We start from the raw sequence: 25,620 nt of genomic DNA, 5'->3' as shown, positions 1-25,620 counted from the left end.
AAGCACAGCAACCACCACATCACGGGGACAACATGAAACACGCATTCACCGCCACCACCCTGGCCGTGATCCTGGCCGCCGCCTGCGCGCCGGCGCAGGCGCAGTTCAGCAAGAAGCAGAACGACCCGCAGGGCGCAGCCGCTGGCGCCAATGCGCAAGGCACTGCGGCCAACCTGGAACACTGCGACGAACCGATGGGCACGATCGCCGTCGTCGAGGAGCAGGAAGGCGACTGGTACCGCTACCTGACCACCGACCTGCGCCTGCCGTCCACCATCCCGGTGATCCGCATGCTCATCCAGCAGTCCAACTGCTTCGTGGTGGTGGAGCGCGGCCGCGCCATGCAGAACATGATGCAGGAGCGCGCGCTGCAGGACAGCGGCGAACTCCGCGGCGGCAGCAGCTTCGGCAAGGGCCAGATGGTTGCGGCCGACTACACCGTCAACCCGAGCATCAACTTCTCGCAGAGCAACGCGGGCGGCATTGGCGGCGCGCTGGGCCATTTTGGCGGCGTGCTGGGCGCGGTCGGCGCACTGGCCGGTGGCCTGAAGTTCGGCAAGGCCGAGACCATGCTGACGATGATCGACAACCGCTCCGGCGTGCAGATCGGCGTGGCCATGGGCACGGCGAAGAAGACCAGCTTCGGCATTGGCGTGGGTGGCGGCGGCAGCAACGGCTTCGGCGCGATCGGCGGCTACAGCAACACGCCGGAGGGCAAGACCATCGCGGCCGCATTCGCCGACGCCTACAACAACCTGGTGCGGGCCATGCGCGACTACAAGCCGCAGCAGGTCCAGGGCGGCTTGGGCAAGGGCGGCAAGCTGAAAGTCGGCAACTGATCCCGTTAGACGATGGCAATACCCCTCGAACGCCCGGCATCGCCGGGCGTTCGCTTTTGGAGGCGGTCGCGCCATGCGATCCTGTATGACATGCCCATCCTCCAGGTCAAAGCCAAACCCAACAGCCGCGTCTCGGCCTTGACGCCGCAGGACGACGGCACCTGGCTGGCGCAGCTGAAGTCGCCGCCGGTGGACGGCAAGGCGAACGCGGAGCTGATCGAGCTTGTGGCGCGAAGGTTCGGCTGCGCGAAGTCCGCGGTGGTCATCAAGACCGGCGCCGGCAGCAAGCTCAAGCGGGTGATCGTCCCCGACTGAGGCGGCTCAACGGCAGCTGGCGCCGCCCTCCATCTCCAGCACCACCGCAAAGCGCGGCACCGCGCCCAGCGTGCCGGATCTGGCCGCATCCAATCCCTCCTTGAGGTAGATCCGCGCCTTGCCCTGCGCATCCATCCGCGGCACCGCGGTGTCCGCCGGCTTGCGCCACACCCGCACCACGGCCAGCCGCGAAGGGCACGCGGCACTGGGCACGCGCAGCACGTCGTTGAGCCGCCAGCCGGGCCCCGTTGGTGGCTTCGGCAACTGATCGAGCTCTGCCCGCGCCTGGCAGCGCGCGCCCGTCCGTACGGCGCCCAGCGCATACGGCGCGGCGGCATTGCCGGTGAAGCGGCCTTCGATGCGGGCGCATGCCTCGGGAATGGTCCGCAAGGTGTGCAGCACACCGTCGGCCTGTGGGGGCGCGACGGGCCGGCGGATTTCCGGCGGGGGATCGGCCGCCATCGCGGCCGAGGCCAACAGCAGGCCGGCGCAGGCCATGTGCAGTTGCAGCATCCGAACGGCTCCTTGCTGTAAGGGATGGAGACAGCCTCGCACGTCCCTGCTGAATCGCGACAGCGCCACAGGCCTGCGCTCTGCCTGGTCGATACTGGCCCCTTGCAGGAGCCGGGCCACACCGGGCCGGTCCAAGAGACAGGCGCGCGCGCAAGCCCCGGTGTCTATGCGATAGTCAGACGGTCGCCCGCCCAGGGGTGGGCACGACAACCTGATGTCTTCCATTCGAACACTCCGGGGAGGGGTTTCATGCTGGAGCAATATGGTCTGGAGTTGGCGCTGGGCTGCGCCGTCGTCGCAATCGCTTACGGCCTGTGGGCGGCCGCATGGATCAACCGCCAGCCGGCGGGCAATGAACGCATGCAGGAGATCGCGGGGGCGATCCAGGAAGGCGCGCGTGCGTACCTCAATCGCCAGTACACCACCATCGCCGTCGCCGGCGTGGTGCTGCTGGTGCTGATCGGATACTTCCTGAGCTGGCATACCGCGATCGGCTTCGCGATCGGCGCGGTGCTGTCCGGTGCCGCCGGCTACATCGGCATGAACGTGTCGGTGCGGGCCAACGTGCGCACCGCCGAGGCGGCACGCCAGGGCATGGGCCCGGCGATGAACGTCGCCTTCAAGGGCGGCGCGATCACCGGCATGCTGGTGGTGGGGCTGGGCCTGCTGGGCGTGGCCGGCTACTACACCGTGTTGACTCACCACATGGGCGCGACCCAGGCCGAGGCGCTGCACGCGCTGGTGGGCCTGGCGTTCGGCAGCTCGCTGATCTCGATCTTCGCGCGCTTGGGCGGCGGCATCTTCACCAAGGGCGCCGACGTCGGCGCTGATCTTGTGGGCAAGGTGGAAGCCGGCATCCCCGAGGACGACCCGCGTAACCCGGCGGTGATCGCCGACAACGTGGGCGATAACGTGGGCGACTGCGCCGGCATGGCGGCCGACCTGTTCGAAACCTACGCGGTGACCGTGATCGCCACCATGCTGCTGGGCGGACTGATGGTCGCCACCGTCGGCCAGCACGCGGTGCTGTATCCGCTGGTGCTGGGCGGCGCGTCGATCCTCGCCTCGATCATCGGCGCCTTCTTCGTGAAGGTGTCCGGCAGCAACCCCAACATCATGGGCGCGCTGTACCGCGGGGTGATCGTGTCGGCGGTGCTCGCTGCCATCGCCTTCTACCCGATCACCACCCAGCTGATGGCCGACTCCAGCTTCGGCGCGATGAACCTGTACGGCTGCGCGCTGATCGGCCTGGTGCTGACCGGCGCCATCGTCTGGATCACCGAGTACTACACCGGCACCCAGTACGCGCCGGTGAAGCACGTCGCGCAGGCGTCCACCACCGGCCACGGCACCAACATCATCGCCGGCCTTGGCGTATCGATGAAGTCCACCGCGCTGCCGGTGCTGGCGGTATGTGCCTCGATCCTCGGCGCCTACAAGCTGGGCGGCCTGTACGGCATCGCGATCGCCGCCACGTCGATGCTGTCGATGGCCGGCATGATCGTGGCGCTGGACGCCTACGGCCCGATCACCGACAACGCCGGCGGCATCGCCGAGATGGCGGAGCTGCCGCCGGAGGTGCGCAACGTCACCGACCCGCTGGACGCCGTGGGCAACACCACCAAGGCGGTCACCAAGGGCTACGCCATCGGCTCGGCCGCGCTGGCGGCGCTCGTCCTGTTCGCGGACTACACGCACAACCTGCAGGCCGCGCATCCGGGCATCAACTTCACCTTCGACCTGTCCAACCACATGGTCATCATCGGCCTGCTGATCGGCGGCCTGATCCCGTACCTGTTCGGCGCGATGGCGATGGAAGCCGTAGGCCGCGCGGCGGGCAGCGTGGTGGAGGAAGTGCGCCGCCAGTTCCGCGAGATCAAGGGCATCATGGACGGCAGCGGCAAGCCGCAGTACGACAAAGCGGTGGACATGCTGACCAAGTCGGCGATCAAGGAAATGATCGTGCCCTCGCTGCTGCCGGTCGCGGTGCCGGTGGTGGTTGGCCTGGCGCTGGGCCCGCAGGCGCTGGGCGGGCTGCTGATCGGCACCATTGTCACCGGCATCTTCGTGGCCATCTCGATGACCACCGGCGGCGGTGCATGGGACAACGCCAAGAAGTACATCGAGGACGGCCACTTCGGCGGCAAGGGCTCCGATGCCCACAAGGCCGCGGTGACCGGCGATACCGTCGGCGACCCCTACAAGGACACCGCAGGGCCTGCCGTGAATCCTCTGATCAAGATCATCAACATCGTGGCGCTGCTGATCGTGCCGCTGCTGCCGGTCAGCTCGACCAGCACCACCGCATCCACTCCGCCCGCAGTTCACGCGGCGGCGGATGCCGGCACGGCTGCACCCGCGAACGCGGACTGAAGGCTGTTGCGCACTGCCACTCGGTGGCGGCGGTCTGGACGCGTCTGTTCTGGCTGCCGCCCATCGCGAGTCCGGCACAACGCCGGACTCGTTATGCGAAACACACATGCGTTGGTGCGTTTTCCCGCAAGCTGACCAGGGGAGGTCATCAACATGCAGATTGGGTATATCCGCGGCGCTCGCAAGATCAGGCCGATCACCACCCCGCAACACACGCCATGACACCCCTGCTCTCCCGCATCCGCTTCCGTCTGCGCAACGACTTCCAGCTGGGCATCATCACGGTGTTTGGCGCGATCGGCGTGCTGGCCATCCTGCCGTTCAGCCTGCTGCGATTCGCCCAGGGCAATGCGCTGGCCGGCAGCGTCGATCTGGGGGTGGCATGCGCCATCACCGGTGCTGCGCTGTATGCCTGGATCACCGGCAAGCTTGAGCATGCCGGCCTGGTGATTTCGTTTTGCAACCTGCTCGGCAGCCTATTGGTCGCGTTGCTGCTGGGCAAGACCGGGCTGTACTGGCTGTATGTGGCGCTGCTGGCCAACTTCTTTCTGGCCAATCGCAGGACCGCAGTGCTGCTGGCCTTTCTCGGCATCGTCCTGGCCCAGATGGCGCCCGGCGCTTTCGAGTCTCCGGTGCAACGCGCCAGCGTCATCACAACCCAGTTACTCGTGGCGCTGTTTGCCTACCTGTTCGCACACCGAACCGCGATCCAGCACGCAATGCTGGAAACCCTGGCAAGCCAGGACCCGCTGACCGGCGCCCGGAACCGGCGCGCGATGGAGCAGGAACTGGCGGCTGCCATCGCCGCCAACCAGCGCCGCCCGCGCTCGCTGGCCCTGCTGTTGCTGGATCTCGATCATTTCAAACAGATCAATGACCGGTATGGCCACGACATGGGCGATCAGGTGCTACGCCGCTTCGTGGCCCTGATCCAGTCGCGCACCCGCGCCTGCGACCGGCTGTTCCGCTATGGCGGCGAGGAGTTCGTGTTGCTGCTGGAGGACACCGACGCCGCTGGCGTTGCCACCGTCTTTGCCAGTCTGCGCGCATACGTCCACGCCGAGTTGCGCGTACAGGACGCACCGGTGACGGTCTCGGCGGGTGCCGCCCTGCTGGCACCCGGCGAATCGCGCGAGGCCTGGCTTGCCCGCGCCGACGCCGCGCTGTACCGCGCCAAGCAAGCCGGTCGTGATCGGCTGGAACTGGCGCAACCCCCCGACACATCGGCCTGATCCGGCCGTGAGCCCACGGATCAAGATCATCAGCAACGTGGCGCTGCTGATCGTGCCGCTACTGCCGGTAACCGCCGCACCAGGCCGATAAAGACCACTGCCACCGATGCCGCCGCGATGGCGGCACCGATGTCCGCACCCGCTGACACCGTGGCAGCACCGGCGGCAGATGACGAAGCGACGCCCGACGCGGACGACGCCAAGGCATCCGAGTAAGCCCGCGCCACGCGACACGTAAACGGCGGCCTTCTGGCCGCCGTTTTTTGCACGCCGCCGCGACAGGTTGCCGCCGCCGGAAACGACAAAGGCCGCCCGGAGGCGGCCTTTGCGTTGCGCGCGAGGCGCGACTTACTTGGCAAGACGCGCCGCGATGGCCGCACCCAGATCGCCCGGCGACTTCACCGTGGTGACGCCCGCGGCCTCCATCGCTGCGAACTTGCCTTCGGCCGTGCCCGAGCCGCCCGAGGCGATCGCGCCGGCGTGGCCCATGCGCTTGCCCTTCGGGGCGGACGCACCGGCGATGAAGCCGACGACCGGCTTCTTCACGTGCTGCTTGATGTACTCGGCGCCGGCTTCTTCCGCCGCGCCGCCGATCTCGCCGACCATGATGATGCCTTCGGTCTGCGGATCCTCGTTGAACAGCTTCAGGCAGTCGACGAAGTTCAGGCCGTTGATCGGGTCGCCGCCGATGCCGATGACGGTGGACTGGCCCAGGCCTGCCGCGGTGGTCTGCTTCACGGCTTCATAGGTCAGCGTGCCCGAGCGCGACACGATGCCGATCTTGCCCGGCATGTGGATGTGGCCCGGCATGATGCCGATCTTGCACTCGCCCGGGGTGATGATGCCGGGGCAGTTCGGACCCACCAGCACCACGTCCGGGTGCTGCTTCAGCACGTTCTTGACGCGCAGCATGTCCAGCACCGGGATGCCCTCGGTGATGCACACGATGACCTTGATGCCGGCCGCGGCCGCTTCCAGGATCGCGTCGGCCGCGAACGGCGGCGGGACGTAGATGACGGACGCATCGGCGCCGGTGGCGTCGACGGCCTCGCGCACGGTGTTGAACACCGGCAGCTCGATGTGGGTGGTACCGCCCTTGCCCGGCGTGACGCCGCCGACGACCTGGGTGCCGTATTCCACCATCTGGGTGGCATGGAAGGTGCCCTGCTGGCCGGTGAAGCCCTGCACGATCACCTTGGTGTTCTTGTTGATGAGAACGGACATTGCTGGAAGTTCCTTCGCTGTTCGGATATCGGCCGTTTCGGACGCCTCGGACCAGGCTGGAGCGCCTTGTCCGCCACTGCGTGCCTCCACAACCCCCACCGCGCCGCTTTGCGTCGCGGTCGCCCCCCAGACTGAAGGGGGCTGTAAAACCGCTCTTCGTCAGGCCGCCTTGGCCGCCGCAGCGACAGCCTTGCGGGCACCATCGTTGATGTCGTCGGCCGGGATGATGGCCAGGCCGGACTCGGCCAGCAGCTTCTTGCCCGCCTCGACGTTGGTGCCTTCCAGGCGCACCACGACCGGAACCTTGACGTCCACTTCCTTCACCGCGGCGATGATGCCCTCGGCGATCATGTCGCAGCGGACGATACCGCCGAAGATGTTGACGAAGATCGCCTTCACCTTGTCACTGGACAGGATCAGCTTGAACGCCTCGGTCACGCGCTCCTTGGTGGCACCGCCGCCGACGTCGAGGAAGTTGGCCGGCGCGCCGCCATTGAGGGCGATCACGTCCATGGTGGCCATCGCCAGGCCGGCGCCATTGACCATGCAGCCGATGTTGCCGTCCATGGTCACGTAGTTCAGGTCATGCTCGCTGGCCTTCACCTCGGTCTCGTCCTCCTGCGTGACGTCACGCATGGCGGCGAGATCCTTGTGGCGGAAGGTGGCGTTGTCGTCGGAGTTGACCTTGCCGTCCAGCGCGTACAGGTTGCCGTCATCCAGGATCGCCAGCGGGTTCAGCTCGACCAGCGACAGGTCCTTCTCGTTGAACAGCTTGTACAGGCCGCCCATGATGCCGGCCAGCTGGTTGGACTGCTTGGCGGTCAGGCCCATCTTGAAGCCGATCTCGCGGCCCTGGTAGGGCTGCACGCCCTCGACGTAGTCAACCACCAGGGTGTGGATCTTCTCGGGGGTGTTGGCGGCGACTTCTTCGATGTCGACGCCGCCCTCGCTGGAGACGATGTAGGTGATCGCCTTGCGGTCGCGATCGACCAGCAGCGACAGGTACAGCTCCTTGACGATCTCGCCAGCGGTGGTCACCAGCACCTGGTTGACCGGCAGGGCGACGCCCGCGGACTGGTAGGTGGCCATCCTGGTGCCAAGCATCTTGCCGGCCGCAGCCTGCACATCGTCGGTGGTCTTGCAGAACTTCACACCGCCGGCCTTGCCGCGGCCGCCCGCATGGATCTGGGCCTTGACCATCCAGGGGCCGCTGCCCAGGGATTTGGCCGCTTCGACCGCTTCGTCGGCGCTGGACGCAACGCGCCCGGCCGGAACCGCAATGCCGTAATCGGCAAACAACTGCTTCGCCTGATATTCGTGGAAATTCATGGATCACCCGGGGAGAGGACGGACGCTCCGCGCCACCGGAAGGGTCGGTCCGGCGCGGGCGGCCCGGCATTTTAGCGTGTTGCGGCGCGGCATGCTTTGGGCCCGGCCGACTTCCCGCATACTCGTCCCCCATGGCCCCGTCCCCCCAGACCGCCGACGTCCCCGCCCACGTCCCCGCCGACCCGCACGCCGCACTCCGGCGCGAACTCTATTTCTTCACCCTGTACCGGGTGTTCGAGGCGGCGCTGCTCTGCTTCACGGTGTTCGGCCCGGTCGGGGAGCTGTTCGGCCAGCCACGCCACCCGCTGCTGGCCGCCGCCGCGGCGCTGGCGTATGGGTTGGGCGCACTGGTCCTGTTCGTCACGGGGCGCCGGGGCGCCGTGGAAAGCCAGGTGGCGGCGGGCGTGGCCGGCGACATCCTGGTCACCGCGCTGGCGATGCACGCCCTGCCGGGTGTGAGCTCCGGCATCGCCATGATGCTGCTGTTCAACGTGGGCGCGGCGGCCCTGCTGCTGCCCCTGCGCGGCGGATTGGCGGTGGCGGCGGCGGCCAGCCTGGCCCTGCTGGCGCAATACGCATGGACGTTGCTGGCAGGCGAGCCCGACGCCCGCCCGGCGGTCGAGGTGGTGATGTTCGCCATCAGCTATCTGGCCCTGGCCACGCTGACCAGCCTGCTGGGCCGGCAGCTGCGTGCCAGCCAGGCCCTGGCCGAACAACGCGGCAGCCAGGTCGCCAACCTGGCCGAAGTCAACGAGCTGATCATCCGCCGCATGCGCACCGGCGTGCTGCTGGTGGACGGCGAGGGCGAGATCCGCCTGGCCAACGAGGCGGCCATGCTGCAGCTTGGGGATGCCGGCGAAGGCCGGCGCCTGCTGGCCACCGCCGCGCCCGCGCTGGACGCCCGCCTGCGCCGCTGGGAGAGCGACGGCCACAACGACCCCACCCCGCTCCAGCTGGCACCGGACCTGCCCGAGGTGCTGCCGCGTTTCGCCCGTCTGCTGGCCGAAGACGACCAGGTGCTGGTGTTCCTGGACGATGCCGAGCTGGCCTCGCGCCGCGCGGAAAGCCTGACCTTGGCCACGCTGGGCCGGTTTTCGGCCAGCCTGGCCCACGAAATCCGCAATCCGCTGGCGGCCATCAGCTACGCCACCCAGCTGCTGGAGGAATCCCGCGAGATTCCCGAAGCCGACCGCCGCCTGCTGGAGATCATCTACCAGCAGACCCGGCGCATGAACGGCATCGTGGAAAACGTACTGGGGCTGGCCCGGCGCGAACGTGCCCAGCCGGAGCACGTGGACCTGGCCGAGTTCGCGCGCCAGTTCGTGGCCGACTACCGCAACAGCCATCCGCTGGAGCAGGACCAGCTGGACGCGCACACGGACGGCCGCCCCGTTCCCTGCCTGGTGGACCGCCGCCAGCTGCAGCAGATCGTCACCGTGCTGGTGCACAACGCGCTGGTCTATGGCCGCATGCCCGGCCAGCCCGCCCGCGTCGGCCTGCATGTGCACCGTGATGAGCGCGACGCGCCCGTGCTGGACGTTCAGGACCATGGTCCCGGCATTCCCGAAGGCGTGGCCAGCCAGCTGTTCCGGCCGTTCTTCACCACGTCCGGCCATGGCACCGGGCTGGGGCTCTACATCGCCCGCGAGATGTGCCTGGCCAACCAGGCCACACTGTCTTACGTACCCGTGCCTGCCGGCGGGGCGTGCTTCCGCATTCGCCTGGCCGGTGCCCGCGCCATCACCACGGGCTAGGCAATCCCCGAACAATCCGGAGATTCCCATCGGCCACGGATGGCCGATCCCGCATCGATGGCGCAGGCGATGGATGCGTGTGAGCCCAGCCCGGACAGGCGCCGGGCTGGGCGAGGACTGACAATGCCGGGATGACGTTGTTCAGGGCCTTTCTGGCGAGCCTCCGTCGAATCAGAGGCCGCATCAGCCGGGAATGGCCTGCCCGCGCAACATCCGTGCAAGCGACTGCGTTCCCGGCACCGGGGCAGGACATGCCGGGACGCGACGCGGGCCGACATACCCGGCAAGGCCGTGCTCGTGCCTTCCACGCAGGCGAGCGGCACCGTCATCGCATCACCGGAGCGGGCGCCCATGCGGGATAGCAGGTATCCTCACTTCCGCTGGGCCCAGGCTGCCAGCAGCACTGCGGTGGCCGCAGCCACGTTGAGGCTCTCCACCGCGCCGGTGCCGGGGATCGACAGGCGCAGGTCGCAGGCCGCCGCCAGCGCCGGCGACATGCCCTCGCCTTCCGCGCCCAGCACGTAGATCAATCGCTGCGGCAACGGGGTGGCGAACAGATCGGCGCCGCCGCGCACCACGGTGGCGGCAAGCTGGAAGCCGGCGCCGCGCAGCTGGGCAAGGCTGTTGTCCTCGCGGCCCAGCCGCACCAGCGGTACCGCTTCCGCGCCACCCTCGGCCACCCGCGCCGCCGCGCCGGACAGCGCCAGCGTGGAATGCTTGGGCAGCAGGATGGCGGCGATGCCGAAATGCGCCGCGCTGCGCAGAATCGCGCCCAGGTTGTGCGGATTGCCCACGCCGTCCAGCCACAGCGCGCACTGCGGCCCGGCCGGCAGGTCGCGCAGCCAGGTCGACAGCGGCAGCGGCTCCTCGCGCAGCACCTCGGCGACCACGCCTTCGTGGTGCGCGCTCGCGGCGAGCTTTTGCAAGTCGCCGTCCTCGACCACGCGATAGCCGACCCGGTTCGCCACGCACCACTTCAACATCGGTTGCAGTTGCGGAATGCGCGACTCCAGCAGGTAGAGCTTGCGCAGCGCCTGCGGGCGGCGCTGGAACATCGCGCGCACGGCGTTCAGGCCGTAAAGGCGCAGCTCGGCGTCGCGGCGCTCGCGCGCCGGATGCGCCGGCGTGTCGTCCGCCGGCAGGCCGGAGGGCTCCGCGACAGGACGGGCCTCATTGCGACGCGGGGCGCGCCGGGGTGGCGTGCCCTGGCGTGGCGGGCGCGGGCCACGCGGCGTCCAGGGGGAATTTCCGTCGCGATCACGCATGGCCGCCCACCCGCGGGGTCTCCGCTTCGAGTGTCTCCAGTGTGTGGGCCAGCTCCTCCGGCGAACGCGTGTACTTCGCCAGCACGGCATAGAACGCCGGGACGACGAACAGCGACAGCAGGGTGGAGAAGGCGACGCCGAAGATGACCACGATGCCGATGGTCGCACGGCTGGCCGAACCCGGGCCACCGAACACCACCAGCGGCACTGCGCCCATCACCGTGGCGATGGATGTCATCAGGATCGGCCGCAGGCGCACACCCGCCGCTTCGACGATGGCAGCGTGGATGCTGCGGCCCTCATCGCGCAGCTGGTTGGCGAACTCCACGATCAGGATGCCGTTCTTCGCCGCCAGCCCTACCAGCATCACGATGCCGATCTGCGAGAACAGATTGACGGTACCGCCGGTGATCCACAGCCCCAGCAACGCGCCCAGCACGCCCAGCGGGACGGTGAGCATGATCACCAGCGGATGCAGGAAGCTCTCGAACTGCGCGGCCAGCGCGAGGTACACGATCAGCAGCGCCAGCGCGAAGGTCACCAGCACTTCGCCACCGGACTGCTGCAGCTCGCGCGACTCGCCCTTCCAGCTGATCTGCGCGTAATCCGGCAGCGATGCGCGCGCGGTCTGCTGCGCCCACGCCACCGCATCGCCCAGCGGATAGCCGGGCGCCAGGCGGGCGCTGAGGGTGATCGAGCGCAGGCGGTTGAAGCGGTTCAGCGTGCCCGGCTCGGCGATCTCTTTCAGCGTGACCAGGTTGGACAGTGGCACCAGCGCCCCGTCGCGGCCACGCACCTGCAGCGCCTCCAGTGCCGCCACCGAATCACGCCCCTTGCGGTCGGCCTGCAGCTTGACGTCGTACTCCTCGCCGTTGTCCACGAAGGTGGTCACGCGCCGGCCGCCCATCATGGTTTCCAGCGCCTTGCCGATCTCGGTGGCCGACACGCCGAGGTCGGATGCGCGGGCGCGATCCACCACCACGCGCATCTGCGGGCGGGTTTCCTTGTAGTCGGAATCCGGGCCGAGGAAGCCGGGGTTGTCCGCCATCTTCGCCAGCATGATGTCGCGCCACTGCGCAAGCTCCTTGTAGTCCGGCCCGCCCAGCACCAGCTGGAACGGCTGGCCGCGGGTGCGCACCAGGCCACCACCGGCCTGCGTGCGCACGCGCACGCCGGTCAGGCCGGCGAATTTCTTCTCCAGCTCGCCCGCCAGCTCCACGGTGCTCTTGTCGCGCCGGTCCCACGGCTGCAGGAAGATCATCGCGCGGCCGGTGTGCATTTCCTCGCTGGCGCCATAGCTGCCCGGCACGCGCGGATTGGCCCGCAGGATGGGCTTGTCCGGGCCGGTCTCGTTGGCCAGGATCGCCTCGACCTGCTTCATCTGGCCGACCGTGTAGTCGAAGCCGGCGCCTTCCGGGGCCTCCATCGACAGCTGGAACGCGCCGCGATCCTCGGTGGGCGCCAGCTCGCTGGGCAGCAGCTTGAACAGCAGCACCAGCGCCACCACCGCCGCCGCCATCAGGCCCGCGAACAACCCGATGCGGTGGACGTGGCGATCCAGCACCCCGCGGTAGCCTGCGGCCAGGCGCTGGAAACGCGCGTTGATCCACTCGCTGACGCGATTGCCGTGCACCGCGTGTGGCCCGGTATGCGGGCGCAGCAGCTTGCTGGCCATCATCGGCGTCAGCGTCAGCGCGACGAACGCCGAAATGGCCACCGCCGCGGCCAGCGCCACCGACAGCTCGCGGAACAGCCGACCGGTGTTGCCCTGCAGGAAGCCCACCGGCAGGAACACCGCCACCAGCACGGCGGTGGTGGCCAATACCGCGAACGCCACCTGTGCGGTGCCCCGCTTGGCGGCAACCAGCGCCGGTTCGCCCAGGTCCACGCGGCGCTGGATGTTCTCCACCACCACGATGGCGTCGTCCACCACCAGGCCGATGCACAGCACCAGCGCCAGCAGGGTCAGCAGGTTGATCGAGAACCCGAAGGCGTACAGCGCGATGAAGGACGCCACCACGCAGACCGGTACCGTCACCGCCGGGATCAGCGCCGCACGCACGCTGCCCAGGAACAGCCAGATCACCACCAGCACCAGCACGATGGCTTCCAGCAGCGTCTCGTAGACGCGCTCCACCGCGGCCGAGATGAAGGTGGTGCTGTCGTAGGCCACGTAGATGTCGGTGCCCTTCGGCAGGGTTGGACGGATGCGGTCGGCCTCGGCCTTGGCCGCGTCCGCGACCTCGAGGCTGTTGGCGGTCGAGGTCTTGACGATGCCGATGCCCATCGCCGGCTCGCCATTGCTGTGGTAGTACGCACGGCGCTCGGTGGACTCCAGCGCCACCCGGGCCACGTCGCCAAGGCGCACCACGTAACCATCGCGCCCCTTGCCCAGCGGCATCTGCGCGAACTGTTCGGGGCTGGTGTAGTCGCGCGCCACGCGCAGGATGAAGTCGCGCTGGGTGGACTCCAGGCGCCCGGCGCCCAGCTCCACGTTTTCCGCGCGCAGCGCATTTTCCACGTCGCTGGCGGTGAGGCCGCGCGCGGCCAGCTTGTCGCCGTCCAGCCAGATCCGCATCGCGTAGCGCTGGCTGCCGCCGAGGAACACGCGCGCCACGCCCTGCAGGCTGGAGAACCGGTCCACCAGGTAGCGCTGCGCGTAGTCCGACATCTGCATCTGGTCCATCGTGGTGGACCGCAGGTTGAACCAGATGATGGCGTCGGAATCCGCCTCCACCTTGCTGATCTCGGGCGCGTCGGCCTCTTCCGGCAGGCGGTCGACGACGCGGCTCACCGCGTTGCGCACGTCGTTGGCGGCGGCCTCGATGTCGCGGGTGGCGTAAAACTCGATGCTGATCCGCGAGCTGCCGTTCTGGCTGTTGGAATCGATCGTGTTGATGCCTTCGATACCGGCCAGCGCGTCTTCCAGCGGCTTGGTGATGCGGGTTTCCACCACGCCGGCGGAAGCGCCGGGGTAGTTCACCTGCACCGATACGATCGGCGGGTCGATTGCCGGCAGCTCGCGCAGGGTCAGGCGCAGGAAGGACATGGTGCCCAGCACGATGAGCAGCAGGCTCATCACCACGGCCAGCACCGGCCGCTTGATGGAAAGATCGGACAGCTTCATGGCGTCAGCCCCTCGCCGGCGCGGCGGCCTTGGCGTCGACCACCTTCGCGCCCGGCTGCAGCTTGCCGGTACCTTCCACCACGATGCGGTCGCCGGCGCGGAGGCCCTCGCGCAGCATCACCTTGCCGGGGATCCGGCCGCCCACCACCACGTCGGCCTTCTCCACGGTGCCGTCGTCCATCACGCGCCAGACGAAGGTCTCGGTACCGATCTGCTGCACGGCCAGCTCGGGCACCACCAGCGCCTGCCGGGTGGCGCGCACCAGCGCGACGTCCACCAGCATGCCCGGGCGCAGCAAGCGCTCCGGATTGGGGAAATCGCCGCGCACGGTGGCCGCGCGGGTGCCCGCATCGAGGCGGGCCGCCACGGTGGCGACGCGGCCCTCGAACGTCCGGCCGGGCCAGGCGCCAGCGCGGCCCTCCAGCGGCTGGCCCGGCGCCACGCCGGCCAGCTCGGTTTCCGGCACCGGGAAATCCACGTACACGCGGGCGATGTCGTCCAGCGTGGCGATGACCGTGCCCGGCGTCACCAGCGCACCGGGGCTGACCTGGCGGAGGCCCAGCACGCCGGCAAACGGCGCACGGATCACCCGGTCGGCGAGATTGGCGCGGATCTGCGCAACCTGCGCGCGGGCGGCATCCCGGGTGGCGCGGGCGGTGTCGATCGCAGCGCGCGCCACCAGCTGCTGCCCGCCCAGCTGCTGCAGCCGCGCGAGCTGCGCCTCGGCATCCCTGGCTTGCGCCTGCGCGGAGGCCAGCAGCGCGTCCTGCTGCTGGCCGCTGAGGGTCACCAGCGGCGCGCCCTTTGCGACGGCCTGGCCGCTCTCGAAATGCACCTGCTTAACGGTCTCGCTGACCTTCGCCGTGACGGTGACCGCCTCGCGGGCATGCACGGTGCCCAGCGCGCGCAGGGTGTCGTCCCAAGGCTGTTCGCGGACCGTCTGCAGTTCGACCGGCACCGGCTGGTTGCCGCGATTGCCGCCGGGGCCAGCGCCCGCGGTGCCCTGCTTGCCGCAGGCGGACAATCCACAGAGGGCCACGAAGACCAAGGGCATGGCGCGCAGGCGGATCGACGGCATGGGAGAACTCGGTGCGGGGGGGCTCGCGATTCTAGCCGCCACGCAGGGGGGTCTCCCTGTGCCATCGGCTGGGCCGGCCCGCGTCAACAGGGGGCACGCCCAAGCGTTACGAGGAAGCACTCAGGGCGGATGCAGCCCCAACCACGCCGCCAGGGCCAGCAGCGCGAGCACGACCAGCACCCGGCGCGGACTGCCGGGCGGATCGCCCATCTCCACGGTGGGCGGGCGCTTGTGCGCCTGCCAGGCCGCGACGCCGGCCTGCACGCGGGGCGCCTGCTGCCGGGCCTGTTCCGCGACGTTCGCCAGCGCCCTGGAAACGCGGGCTTCACCGTCGTGCCGGGCCACGGCGGCCTGGGCCTGGGCTTCCTGCACTGCACGCCGCAGCGCGGGCATACCGGCTTCGCGCAGCAATCGCAGCGCCTGCGCCTTGTCGCCCTGCGCCAGCGCCTGCTTCACCTGCGCGGCCAGAAGATCCGTCGTCGACATTGCCCGCCCCTGTTCCGATGCGGCGAGGATACGCTGCCGTCCCAGCTCCGGAAACACGGACGCCGGCACAAGGCCGGCGTCCGTTGGCGGTGCAATGCCCGGAGGACTCAGCCCTCCCACTGCCCCAGCGCCGCCAGGCCATTGGCCTTGGCGCGCTCGAACACGGTCTGCTGGGCCTTGGCGTAGTTGCCCTGCATGTCCTGCGCCCACAGCTTCAGCGCCGCCTGCTGCATGGCGCGGCCGTAGGAGAACGACAGAGGCCACGGGTTCGGACCCATGCGGTTCATCGCGTCGAGGTGCGCGGTGGCGTCCTCGTCGCTCTGGCCGCCGGACAGGAACACGATGCCCGGCAGGATGGCCGGCACCGCCGACTTCAGGCACATCAGGGTGGACTCGGCCACTTCCTCGACGCTGGCCTGCTCCGGGCAATCCTTGCCCGGCACGACCATCGACGCCTTCAGGATGGTGCCCTCCAGCATCACGTTCTGGTTGTACAGGGCGTCGAACAGCGCACGCAGGGTGACCTCGGTGACCTCGTAGCAGGTCTCGATGTCGTGGTCGCCGTCCATCAGCACCTCGGGCTCGACCATCGGCACCAGGCCCTGCTCCTGGCACAGCGCCGCATAGCGTGCCAACGCGTGGGCGTTGGCCTCGATGCAGGTGCCGGAGGGCATGTCCTCGCCAATGGTGATGACCGCACGCCACTTGGCGAAGCGGGCGCCAAGCTTGTAGTACTCGGCCAGGCGCTCGCGCAGGCCATCCAGGCCCTCGGTGACCAGCTCGCCCGGGAAGCCGGCCAGCGGATGGGTGCCCTTGTCCACCTTGATGCCCGGGATCATGCCGTGATCCGCCATGTACTTGGCGAACGGCACGCCGTCACGGGTGGACTGGCGGATGGTCTCGTCGAACAGGATCGCCCCGGAGATGTACTGATTCAGGTTGGGCGTGGTCAGCAGCAGCTCGCGGTAGGCACGGCGGGTTTCCTCGGTGCACGGGATGCCCACTGCATCAAAACGCTTCTTGCAGGTGCTGTTGGACTCGTCGATGGCGATGATGCCCTTGCCCGGGGCAACCATGGCGCGGGCGGTTTCGGCAAGTTGTTCGATGCTCATGGCGTGCGGCTCGACTGACGGCGGGAAGCGGCAATTATAGCGGCGCCACCGTGCCGGTAGCCGGCCAGGCTAGAGCTCCCCCAACCCGGTGGCGTGCCCGTCCGGGCCGATCTCCAGCAACCGCAGGGTATTGGTCGCGCCGTGGGTCTGCATGTGCTCGCCGCTGGTGAACACCACGCGGTCGCCGGGGCTCAGCAAGCCGGCTTCGACCAGCAGGCGGATGCTGCCGCGGGCGGCTTCACGCGGGGTCTGGCCGCGGCTGTCGTACTCCATCGGAAACACGTCACGCATCAGCGCCATGCGCCGGCGCGCGGCGGCATGGTGGGAAAACGCGAAGATCGGCACCGAGGAGCGGAACCGCGACAGGTAGCGGGCGGTGCCGCCGGACTCGGTCATGGCCACCACCGCGCGCACGCCGATGTGTTCGCACAGGAACATGGTGGCCATCGCGATGGCCTGGTCGGCACGCTCCAGGCCGCGCCGGGCCTTTTCGAAATCGGTTTCGAACGCAAACTGGCGCTCGGCCCCGCGGCAGATCCGCGCCATCGTCTCCACGGCGCGCGCCGGCCAGCTGCCGGCGGCGGACTCCTGCGACAGCATCACCGCGTCGGTACCGTCGATGACCGCGTTGGCGACGTCCAGCACCTCGGCGCGGGTGGGCATCGGGCTGTCCACCATCGACTGCAGCATCTGGGTGGCAGTGATCACCACCTTCTCGCGCGCCACCGCCTCGCGGATGATCTTCTTCTGCAGCCCGGGCAGCTCGGCATCGCCGATTTCCACGCCAAGATCGCCGCGGGCCACCATCACCACGTCACTGGCGTCGACGATCTCGGCCAGGTTCTCGATCGCCTCGGCGCGCTCGATCTTCGCCACCAGCGCCGCATTGCTGCCATGCGCCCTGGCCACCCGCCGCGCCTCGTGCATGTCCTCGGCACTACGGCAGAACGACACGGCGATGAAGTCCACCCCCATCCCGGCGGCCACCGCGATCAGCTCGCGGTCACGCTCGGTGATCGCGCCCAGCGACAGCCCGCCGCCCTGCTTGTTCAAACCCTTGCGGTTGGACAGCACGCCGTCGTTGAGCACCGTGGTGATGATGCGCTCGCCCTCCACCGCATCAACCTGAAGCTGCACCAGCCCATCGTCCAGCAACAGCACATCGCCCGGCGCGACGTCGGCCGGCAGTTCGAGGTAGCTGACGCCCACCTGGCTGGCATCGCCGGGCGGCGCGTCCAGGCTCGCTACCAGGTCGAAGCGGGCACCGGCCTTGAGCTGCACCTTGCCGTCGGCAAAGGTCTCGATGCGGATCTTCGGGCCCGGCAGGTCGGCCAGGATGCCGACCTCGCGGCCGATCTTGGCCGCCATCGCGCGCACCGCCTCGCCGCGCGCGACCTGCGCGGACGGATCGCCGTGCGAGAAGTTCAGCCGCACCACGTCCACGCCGGCACGCAGCACCGCCTCCAGCACCTCGGGCGGATCCGTGGCCGGCCCCAGGGTGGCGACGATGCGGGTGTGGCGGGGTTGTTCGGGCGTGGCGACAGCAGTCATGGGGCGCGGGATCGTCTTGCGTGGGATTTACCCCACGCTACCACGGCGTTGCGCCGCGCGAACGACAACTCCGTGTCCTGCAATCGACTTCAGCCGGCCCGGGCCTGCAGCGCGGCGACCGCCGGCAGGGTCTTGCCTTCCAGGAACTCCAGGAACGCACCACCGCCGGTGGAGATGTAGCTCACCTGCTCGGCAATGCCGAACTTGTCCACTGCCGCCAGGGTGTCGCCGCCGCCGGCGATCGAGAACGCCTTTGACGCCGCAATCGCGCGCGCCACCGCCTCGGTGCCGGCCGCAAACGCGTCGAACTCGAACACGCCCACCGGGCCGTTCCACACCACGGTCCCGGCCTTGGCGATGAGCTCCGCATAGCGCGCGGCGGTGGCCGGGCCGATGTCCAGGATCATGTCGTCCGCGCCCACAGCGTCCACCGCCTTGACGGTGGCCGGGGCATCGGCGGCGAACGCCGGCGCGACCACCACGTCGAGCGGCAGCGGGATGTCCGCACCGCGCGCATGCGCATCCGCCATGATCTGCTTCGCGGTGTCGAGCAGGTCCAGCTCCACCAGCGACTTGCCAACGCCGTGTCCCCGCGCGGCGATGAAGGTGTTGGCGATGCCGCCGCCGACGATCAGCTGGTCCACCTTGCCCACCAGGTTGCCCAGCAGTGCCAGCTTGGTGCTGACCTTGCTGCCGGCCACGATGGCCAGCAGTGGCCGCGCCGGATGCTCCAGCGCCTTGCCCAGCGCATCCAGCTCGGCCATCAGCAGCGGGCCGCCGCAGGCCACCGGCGCAAACCGGATCACCCCGTGGGTGGACGCCTGGGCGCGATGCGCGGTACCGAAGGCATCCATCACGAACACATCACACAGCGCCGCGTATTTCTTCGCCAGCGCTTCGTCGTCGGCCTTCTCGCCGACATTCATGCGGCAGTTTTCCAGCAGCACCAGCTGGCCAGGCGCCACCGCCACACCGTCCAGATAGTCACGCACCAGCGGCACCGGCCGCCCCAGCAGTTCGGCCAGCCGCGCTGCCACCGGGGCCAGCGAATCCGCCTGGCTCCACACGCCTTCCTTGGGCCGCCCCAGATGCGACATCACCATCACCGCCGCGCCTTTTTCCAGTGCCTGCCGCAAGGTGGGCAGCGACGCCAGGATGCGCTGCTCGGAGGTGATGCGTCCGGACTCGTCGATCGGCACGTTGAGGTCCTGCCGGATCAGCACGCGCTTGCCGGCAAGGTCGAGATCGGTCATGCGGAGGATGGACATGGGGCGTTCCTGCGTGGGCGAAGGTGCCTATTGTCCGGGCAGCCGCGGGGCGCCGCAAACCGCGCCGCGGGCACCGATCGTGCGCCGCGTGCGGGTACAGGGATCAGGCCAACGTCATCCCTCCAGAACGTGGAAAAGCGCTGCTTGCACAATGGGCCAGCGCCCCTTGGTGCCGCCTTGGCTGGTACGTCAACGACCGAAGGCGTGAACCGGGCGATCGTTCTATTCCGCCCTGCTGCGCAGCAGGCTGATCGCCAACCCCGCCACCAGCGCCGCGCCGGCCACCAGCAGCGCCCACAGCAACCAGCGCGTCCAGTCGGCGCGCGGCAGCGGTTGCAGCGCAGCTTCGCCGGCCTGCTGCTGGCGCGGCCCAAGCGTGGCGGCCGCAGGCTGCCAGTCCTTGCCGCGCGCAACGCGCAGGGCATCGACCAGTTGCGGCAGTGGCGACGCCGGCCGCATGGCGCGCGCGCTGCCGGCCAGCAGGGCGAACGGTGGGCGCCCTTCGGCGAGGAACACCACGGTCTCCGGGCGGTAGCCCAGACGCAGCCGTGGCGCCTCGATGGCGCTGCCATCGCGCGTGCGCAGCCGCCACTGGCGGTCGCGCGACAGGCCATGCAGCGGCTGTGGCGGCGAGCGGCTGGATTGCCCACCGCTGTCCACGCGGTAGGCCACCCATGGCGCCGCCGCTTCCTGCCATGCGGCATCGGTGCCATCGCGGCTTTCAAGTAGCCAGCTGTGCGTGCTGTTGCCGGCGGCTGCCACGTCGACGGCTTCGACCGGGAAGCGCCCGTCCAGCGCGAAGTCGAAGGCCACGCCATCACGGACTTCGACCCGATGGCCGCGCAGTTCTTCCCATTGCAGCGCCGGCGCGGCCACGTGCCCGGCCAGCTCTGCGCGTACGCCGGTCAGCGCCAGCGGCGCCGGCTGGCGCGCACTCGGTTGCAGGCGCAAGTACTTCGCGCGCACGCTCGGCAAAGCAATACGGTCTTCGACGATGCGATGCTCGCCGTTGCGCAACTGCACCAGCCGGCCATCCGGCTCAATCTCGCGCCACTGCCGCAGGTCGTCGGAGGCGCTGACGCGGTACCCGCGATCGAAAGCTTGCGCATCCGACCAGGCGAAGCGCAACGCCACCAGCGGCTCGCGCAGATGGCTGGCGTCGATGACAAACCGGCCGTCGCCGTCCACAACGGCACTTGCATCGCGCAGCTCGACCCGACGCAGGCTGCCGTCGCTGGCGACCTCGCTGATCGCGGCGATATCCAGCCCCGCCGCGCCAGCATCGCCCGGCAGCGGGAACCACGGCAGTGCGACGCTGTCACCCGCCTGCGCCAGCGGCGCGTCGGGCGGGAACACGGCGGTGGCGACGGGTGCGCCGTCCGCGTTGACCACCACCAGGTCGCGCAACGACGGCGACTGCAGCTGCCGATACACGTCGCGATCCAGCACCACCCGGTAGGCACCGCCATCGGCGCGTTCCAGCACCAACGGCCAACGGCCGGCGTAGTCGTCGGCGGTCGCCGCCAGCGCAACCAGCGGCAGGCCCAGCAACCACGCCCAGCGCGGCATGCGGATCGTCTTCATGCGGATACCTCCAACAGCCCATCGTCAGCGCGCTTCGGCGGCGCCGGCGCGAAGTAACCCACGCCCGTGCACAGCAGCCCGTAGGCGATGAACGAGCCGATGCCGAGCAGGTTGCCCAGGTGCTGCCGATCCACCAGAACGAGTTTCGCCAGCACCACGCCCATCAGCAGCGCGCCGGCCAGCCACAGCATGCGCTGGCCGCGCTTCGATCCCACCACCCAGCCGATCACGCCAAGCACGCTCCAGGTGACGGTGAGGCTGGTCTGCGCCAGGCTGGTCGACAGCAGGCCGTCACTCCACGGCAGGCCACCCCAGTGGTGCACGGCGCGCAGCACCAGCGCGGTCACCCACGCGAAGGCCAGCGCCGCCAGCAGCACGATGCGGCGCGGCGGCAGCGTGCGCGCATCGCCCAACTGCCAGCGCAGCGCCAGCACCAGCGTGGCGAGTTGCGCCAGCTCCAGCGGATTGAACAGCGGCAGCCACGGCAGCGGCGCGGGATTGCCTGCCTGGAACAATGCGCCCAGCCACCACAGCGCCAGCAGCGCGAACACCACCGCAAGCAGCCGCTTGCGCCAGCCGTCGAACAGGTCGCCCAGCGGCGCCGAGACCCACCGGCTGCGCAGCAGCGCCAAGGCTGCCGTCGCCAGCCATGGCAGCGCGACCAGCGCGATGCGCCAGCCCTCGCCCATCCCATCGAACCGCCCCGGCAGCCACGCCAGCAACAGGCTGGCCGCCAGCGGCCAGACCAGCCACATCACGAATTGCGCGACCGGCGCCAGCGCCTTGTCGTTGCTGTCGCGCAGGCACAGCAGCGCACGCAGGCCCAGCAGCACATAGACCAACCACGCCCAGAGGCCATCGCCGGCGAACGGCTGCTGGTGCGCCGCGCTCTGCCACAACGCCAGCGGCACCGCCGCGGCCAGCGCCGCCAGCGTCGTCCACGCCAGCGCGCGCGCCGCGCTGCGGCGATGCGCTTCCGCCGCCAGCCAACCGGTGAGGGCGGCGAAGGCGAGCAGCGCGTCGGGCATGCTGGCGCTGGCGATGAAGGCGTCGATCTCGTGCACGCCATTGCCCAGCCACCACAGCAGCGCCCAACCGTAGTACGCACCGGCGATGTCGTCGCGCCGCTCGGCGCGATACGCCCACGCGCTGGCGAAGCCGGCGATTGCGATCAGCAGGGCCCCCATGAAGCCGGCATTGGCGAACATCGTTCCACCGCTCGCCGCGCCGTCGGCCTGGCCGATGGCGAACGCGACCGCCGCAGCCAACTGCAGGCCGGCGCCGGTGAACTGCGGCAGCCGCCGTTGCCGGCGCAGTCCCAGCCAGGCCAAGCCCGCACCCTCCAGCGCGAACACGCTGGCAGTCACGCGCGCCGACAGCGCCAGCGGTACCGCCAGGGTGGCGAAGGCCACCGCCAGCATGGCGTAGGACTGCACCAGCACACCGTAGTCGCGACGCTGCCGCAGCCACCACGCCAGCGCGGCGTACAGCGCGCCAAGACCCAACGCGCAGAACGCCAGCGGCATGCGCTGGCCCTCCAGCAACCCGGCCTGCAGCGAAAACGCCACCAGCGGCACGCCGAACAGCAGGCAGCCGTCGATCACATCGCGCCGCCCGGACGGCTGGCGACGTGCGAACAGCAGCGGGATCGCCAGATAAAACAGGTAGAACAGCACCAGGAACGGCTGCGTGCTGGCGTACTTCTCAGGCGCGTAATCCAGCACACCCCAGGCCGTGCCGATGCCGAAGGTGAACGCGAAGCCCAGCAGGTTGAGCAGCCGCCACGCCTTGCGCCAGGCAATACCAACGATGGCCGCGTTCAGCACCGCGTAGTAGGAGAACAGCGCGACATGACTGCCGCTGCCGGTGGACAACCAGATCGGCGCAAGGAAGCCGGCCAGCAGCGCGAACACCGCCAGCGCTTTCGCATCCTGCAGCACCGCCAGCATGCCCGCGCCCGCCACCAGCACGATGCTGAGCGCGAAGGCCACGTCCGCCGGCAGGAAGCCGAACACCTTGAACGCCGCGAACACCACCAACAACAACACGCCGATGGCACCGCCCTGCACGCTCAAGGCGAAGCTGCGGTGGCTCTCGCGCTTGCGCCAGGCGAATGCCAGCGCGCCCAGTGCGGCGGCGGCAACCCCGGCCAGGCGCAGCTCCGGCGGCATCGTCAGCCAGCCCTGGTCGGCGGCGTATTTCAGCAGCGCGGCGACGCCGGCGAACAGCACCAGCATGCCGATCTTCACCGGCACGTTGCCCACACTGAACCAGCGTTTCACCGCGCGGACAGCGACGGTGAAGATGTCGGGACGCGACGGCGACGGCTGGACGGGGCGCGGCGGCGGCGCAGGGTCCGGCACTGGCGGCGGCGAACCGGGGAGCGCCGTGATCTCACGCGGGCGCGTCGTTTCCGCCCTGGCAGCCGGCACATCGGCCGGCGATGGCGCAGGCGTTGCCGGCTGTGCCTGCAGCGTCGCTGGCGGCGCCGGTGGCGGTACGTCTGGCTGCGCCCGCTCACCCGGGGCGGTGGCTTGCCCCGCAGGTGCAGCCGCCCGTCGGCGCAGCTGCGCCACCTCCGTTTCCAGGTCGGCGACGCGACGCTTGAGCCCGGACACCGAGACCAGCGCCACGATCAACAAAACCGGCACCGCCAGAATCGCGAGCACCAGCAACCCGATCAGACCCCCCATACCTGTCCCCATTGCCCGCCAATATGGCTGACGCCACCCGCAGGATACCGGTGGCAGCATGCCGCCACATCCATCCCGCCCGCAGCCGTCCTGTTCAGGCGCTCACGCCGTCGCCACCGGCCGCCTTGGCCCGGTACAGGGCCGCGTCGGCTCGCTTGAGGAGGTCTTCCAGTTCCTCGTCCTCAAGGGTCAACGTCGCCACGCCCACGCTGACCGTCAGCCGCCGCTTGGGCGAGCCGGCATGGGCGATATCCGCATCGCGCACGCGCTGACAGATACGCCGGGCCACCAGCATCGCCTGCGCGTGGGTGGTGTCGGGCAGGAACACGGTGAACTCCTCGCCACCAGGGCGGGCCAGCACATCATCGGCGTGCAGCAACGCGCTTCGAACCGCCCCGGCGAAGCGGCGCAATGCATTGTCGCCAGCGGCATGACCATACAGGTCGTTGTAGAGCTTGAAATGGTCGATATCCAGGGCCAGCACGGCCAGCGGCTGGCCACTGGCTCGGGCCTGCTGCCACAGCCGCTCGCCGGCCTCGGTAAAGCCGCGGTAGTTGAGACAGCCCGTCATGGCGTCGGTACGGCTCAGCCGGTCCAGCTCCGCCACCGCGTTACGCAGGGATTCGGTACGCGTGGCGATCTCGTGTTCGCGTTCGTCCAACACGATCTTGAGCTCGGCGAACGCGGCGTTCATGCGCGCGCCCAGCTCGCCGATGCCAGCGGCCAGCGGCTTCAGTTCAGCGGGCATGGCATCGACCTGCGCCGGATCGATCTGGCCACCCAGCGCATAACCGCGCAGGCTGGCCAGCAGGGTGCCGATGCCGCGCCCCAGCCACCGACGCTGCCACCACAGCGACCATGCCACGCCCACCAGGCAGACCAGCACCAGCGCCACCACCACCACAATCCGCGGCAGCATGGCATCCCACAGCTGCTGCTGTGGCGCCACCAGCACCAGGGTCCAGCCGTTACGCAGGGCCAGCGCCTCCGCATAGGCCAGGCCGCCATCCCGCAGCAGGCCTGCCCGCGGCACCGACGCCCGCGCGGGGACGGGCGCCCGGGCCAGCCGCCGCAATGCCTCGCCCTGGGCGCCGGCATCGTCCAGCATCTGCCAAGGCAAACCAGCCCCGGCATGCAACACGCGGTTGTGCTGATCGATCAGCAGCAAAAGCAAGCCGCGCCGGGCCAGGCTGTCGGCGCTGGTGCCGATGAGCCTGGATACCGGGATCTCCGCCAGGAGCGCCCCCTCGAAGCGGTTGCCACGCAGCACGGGGGCCGCCAGACCGATCACAGGCTCACGCCCGTAGACGCGCTGCCGGTAGATGCCGGACACCTGCGGCCGGAACTGCGCGCGCAGGGACTGGAACCAGTCTTCCCCAGCGAACAGGTCGGCAATGGCGGGCAAGGTGTTGCCGCCCCGGTCACGGGCCGCGACCACGTCCCCCGAGGCGTTCACCTGCAGGGCGCTCAGCATCCCGGGATAGACGTACAGCAGGCGCGACAGCTCGTCGGTACTGGACTGCCCGTCTTCCGACAGCCGGTCTGCAAGCAGGCGCACGCTGGCAAGCAGGGCGTCCAGCTGGTCGTCGATGCTGCTGGCGGCAAGGCGCGCGTTGGCGGCAAGGCGCAGCAGCAGATCCTCGCGCCCGCGTTGCCATTGGCTGGACAACAGAACGCCAGCGAACAACAGCATGGGCAACACCGCAGTGAGCACCAGCGCCTGCGCCAGGCGCGTGCGCAGGCTCCAGCCGGGGGGCGCTGTTGACTCGCTCATCAATACCGCCTTCTATCACATGGCCGCCGGGCGAACAGCCCCGGCCCGGCCTGACTTGAAGCGCGCCCATCAAGCCGTGGCCCCGCCCCTTTCGCGTCTGCGG

18 protein-coding genes are annotated in these 25,620 nt (G+C 69.5%); 5 read left to right on the top strand and 13 right to left on the bottom strand.

Going from position 1 to position 25,620, the window contains the following annotated elements; translation table 11 throughout:
* Positions 1-32: 32 nt before the first annotated feature.
* Both ACK4SG_RS12025 and ACK4SG_RS12020 read left to right on the top strand, forming a co-directional pair.
* Positions 33-839, top strand: coding sequence for a CsgG/HfaB family protein (locus ACK4SG_RS12025; RefSeq protein ID WP_409602058.1), 807 nt, complete (start codon positions 33-35; stop codon positions 837-839).
* Positions 840-929: 90 nt separating this feature from the next.
* Complete coding sequence (locus ACK4SG_RS12020) at positions 930-1,154, top strand: DUF167 domain-containing protein (protein ID WP_409602056.1); 225 nt, start codon at positions 930-932, stop codon at positions 1,152-1,154.
* 6 nt (positions 1,155-1,160) lie between these two features.
* On the opposite strand, the gene ACK4SG_RS12015 is transcribed toward ACK4SG_RS12020, so the two are convergent.
* A complete protein-coding gene (locus tag ACK4SG_RS12015) occupies positions 1,161-1,667 on the bottom strand; it encodes a hypothetical protein (RefSeq protein ID WP_409602054.1) in 507 nt (168 codons plus the stop codon).
* A 249-nt stretch (positions 1,668-1,916) separates the two neighbouring features.
* Between ACK4SG_RS12015 and ACK4SG_RS12010 the strand changes: the two genes are divergently transcribed.
* Positions 1,917-4,040, top strand: a complete 2,124-nt coding sequence (locus ACK4SG_RS12010; RefSeq protein WP_409602052.1) for a sodium-translocating pyrophosphatase — start codon at positions 1,917-1,919, stop codon at positions 4,038-4,040.
* Positions 4,041-4,258: 218 nt separating this feature from the next.
* Entirely contained in the window at positions 4,259-5,272 is a 1,014-nt protein-coding gene (locus ACK4SG_RS12005) for a diguanylate cyclase (RefSeq protein ID WP_409602050.1), read from the top strand.
* A 348-nt stretch (positions 5,273-5,620) separates the two neighbouring features.
* Here ACK4SG_RS12005 and sucD read toward each other — a convergent pair whose 3' ends face one another.
* Together sucD and sucC are read right to left on the bottom strand one after the other, a co-directional pair.
* Positions 5,621-6,496, bottom strand: a complete 876-nt coding sequence (gene sucD, locus ACK4SG_RS12000; protein WP_374556775.1) for a succinate--CoA ligase subunit alpha — start codon at positions 6,494-6,496, stop codon at positions 5,621-5,623.
* Between the two features lie 159 nt (positions 6,497-6,655).
* The gene (gene sucC, locus ACK4SG_RS11995) at positions 6,656-7,825 is read right to left on the bottom strand and encodes an ADP-forming succinate--CoA ligase subunit beta (protein ID WP_409602047.1); all 1,170 of its coding nucleotides are present in this window, start codon (positions 7,823-7,825) and stop codon (positions 6,656-6,658) included.
* A 131-nt stretch (positions 7,826-7,956) separates the two neighbouring features.
* On the opposite strand from sucC, the gene ACK4SG_RS11990 reads away from it, so the two are divergent.
* Positions 7,957-9,579, top strand: coding sequence for a sensor histidine kinase (locus ACK4SG_RS11990; RefSeq protein WP_409602045.1), 1,623 nt, complete (start codon positions 7,957-7,959; stop codon positions 9,577-9,579).
* 371 nt (positions 9,580-9,950) lie between these two features.
* Here the strand turns inward: ACK4SG_RS11990 and ACK4SG_RS11985 are convergent, their stop codons facing one another.
* From ACK4SG_RS11985 to ACK4SG_RS11940, 10 genes are all read right to left on the bottom strand, one after another.
* Complete coding sequence (locus tag ACK4SG_RS11985) at positions 9,951-10,844, bottom strand: TrmH family RNA methyltransferase (RefSeq protein WP_409602043.1); 894 nt, start codon at positions 10,842-10,844, stop codon at positions 9,951-9,953.
* Positions 10,837-13,971 carry an efflux RND transporter permease subunit gene (locus tag ACK4SG_RS11980; RefSeq protein ID WP_409602041.1) on the bottom strand — a complete coding sequence of 1,045 codons (3,135 nt, stop codon included), beginning with the start codon at positions 13,969-13,971 and terminating at the stop codon, positions 10,837-10,839. The genes ACK4SG_RS11985 and ACK4SG_RS11980 overlap by 8 nt, the downstream gene beginning before the upstream one ends.
* A gap of 4 nt (positions 13,972-13,975) precedes the next feature.
* Entirely contained in the window at positions 13,976-15,049 is a 1,074-nt protein-coding gene (locus tag ACK4SG_RS11975) for an efflux RND transporter periplasmic adaptor subunit (protein WP_409602039.1), read from the bottom strand.
* A gap of 120 nt (positions 15,050-15,169) precedes the next feature.
* Positions 15,170-15,535, bottom strand: coding sequence for a hypothetical protein (locus ACK4SG_RS11970; protein WP_409602037.1), 366 nt, complete (start codon positions 15,533-15,535; stop codon positions 15,170-15,172).
* Positions 15,536-15,642: 107 nt separating this feature from the next.
* Positions 15,643-16,647, bottom strand: coding sequence for a class I fructose-bisphosphate aldolase (locus tag ACK4SG_RS11965; RefSeq protein WP_409602035.1), 1,005 nt, complete (start codon positions 16,645-16,647; stop codon positions 15,643-15,645).
* A gap of 69 nt (positions 16,648-16,716) precedes the next feature.
* On the bottom strand, positions 16,717-18,198 hold the full coding sequence (pyk, locus tag ACK4SG_RS11960) for a pyruvate kinase (protein WP_409602033.1): 1,482 nt from the start codon (positions 18,196-18,198) through the stop codon (positions 16,717-16,719).
* Positions 18,199-18,287: 89 nt separating this feature from the next.
* Positions 18,288-19,466: a phosphoglycerate kinase gene (locus tag ACK4SG_RS11955; RefSeq protein WP_409602031.1), complete on the bottom strand. Its 1,179-nt coding sequence runs from the start codon at positions 19,464-19,466 to the stop codon at positions 18,288-18,290.
* A 222-nt stretch (positions 19,467-19,688) separates the two neighbouring features.
* Positions 19,689-21,050 carry a DUF3999 domain-containing protein gene (locus tag ACK4SG_RS11950; RefSeq protein WP_409602028.1) on the bottom strand — a complete coding sequence of 454 codons (1,362 nt, stop codon included), beginning with the start codon at positions 21,048-21,050 and terminating at the stop codon, positions 19,689-19,691.
* Positions 21,047-23,743, bottom strand: coding sequence for a DUF2339 domain-containing protein (locus ACK4SG_RS11945; protein ID WP_409602026.1), 2,697 nt, complete (start codon positions 23,741-23,743; stop codon positions 21,047-21,049). The genes ACK4SG_RS11950 and ACK4SG_RS11945 overlap by 4 nt, the downstream gene beginning before the upstream one ends.
* 94 nt (positions 23,744-23,837) lie before the next feature.
* Positions 23,838-25,517 (bottom strand): diguanylate cyclase, encoded by a 1,680-nt coding sequence (locus tag ACK4SG_RS11940; RefSeq protein ID WP_409602024.1) that lies wholly within the window; start codon positions 25,515-25,517, stop codon positions 23,838-23,840.
* Positions 25,518-25,620 lie beyond the last annotated feature (103 nt).

This window comes from Thermomonas sp., assembly GCF_046293095.1.
Taxonomy (GTDB): domain Bacteria; phylum Pseudomonadota; class Gammaproteobacteria; order Xanthomonadales; family Xanthomonadaceae; genus Thermomonas.
This window is presented reverse-complemented; position numbering and strand designations above follow the sequence as displayed.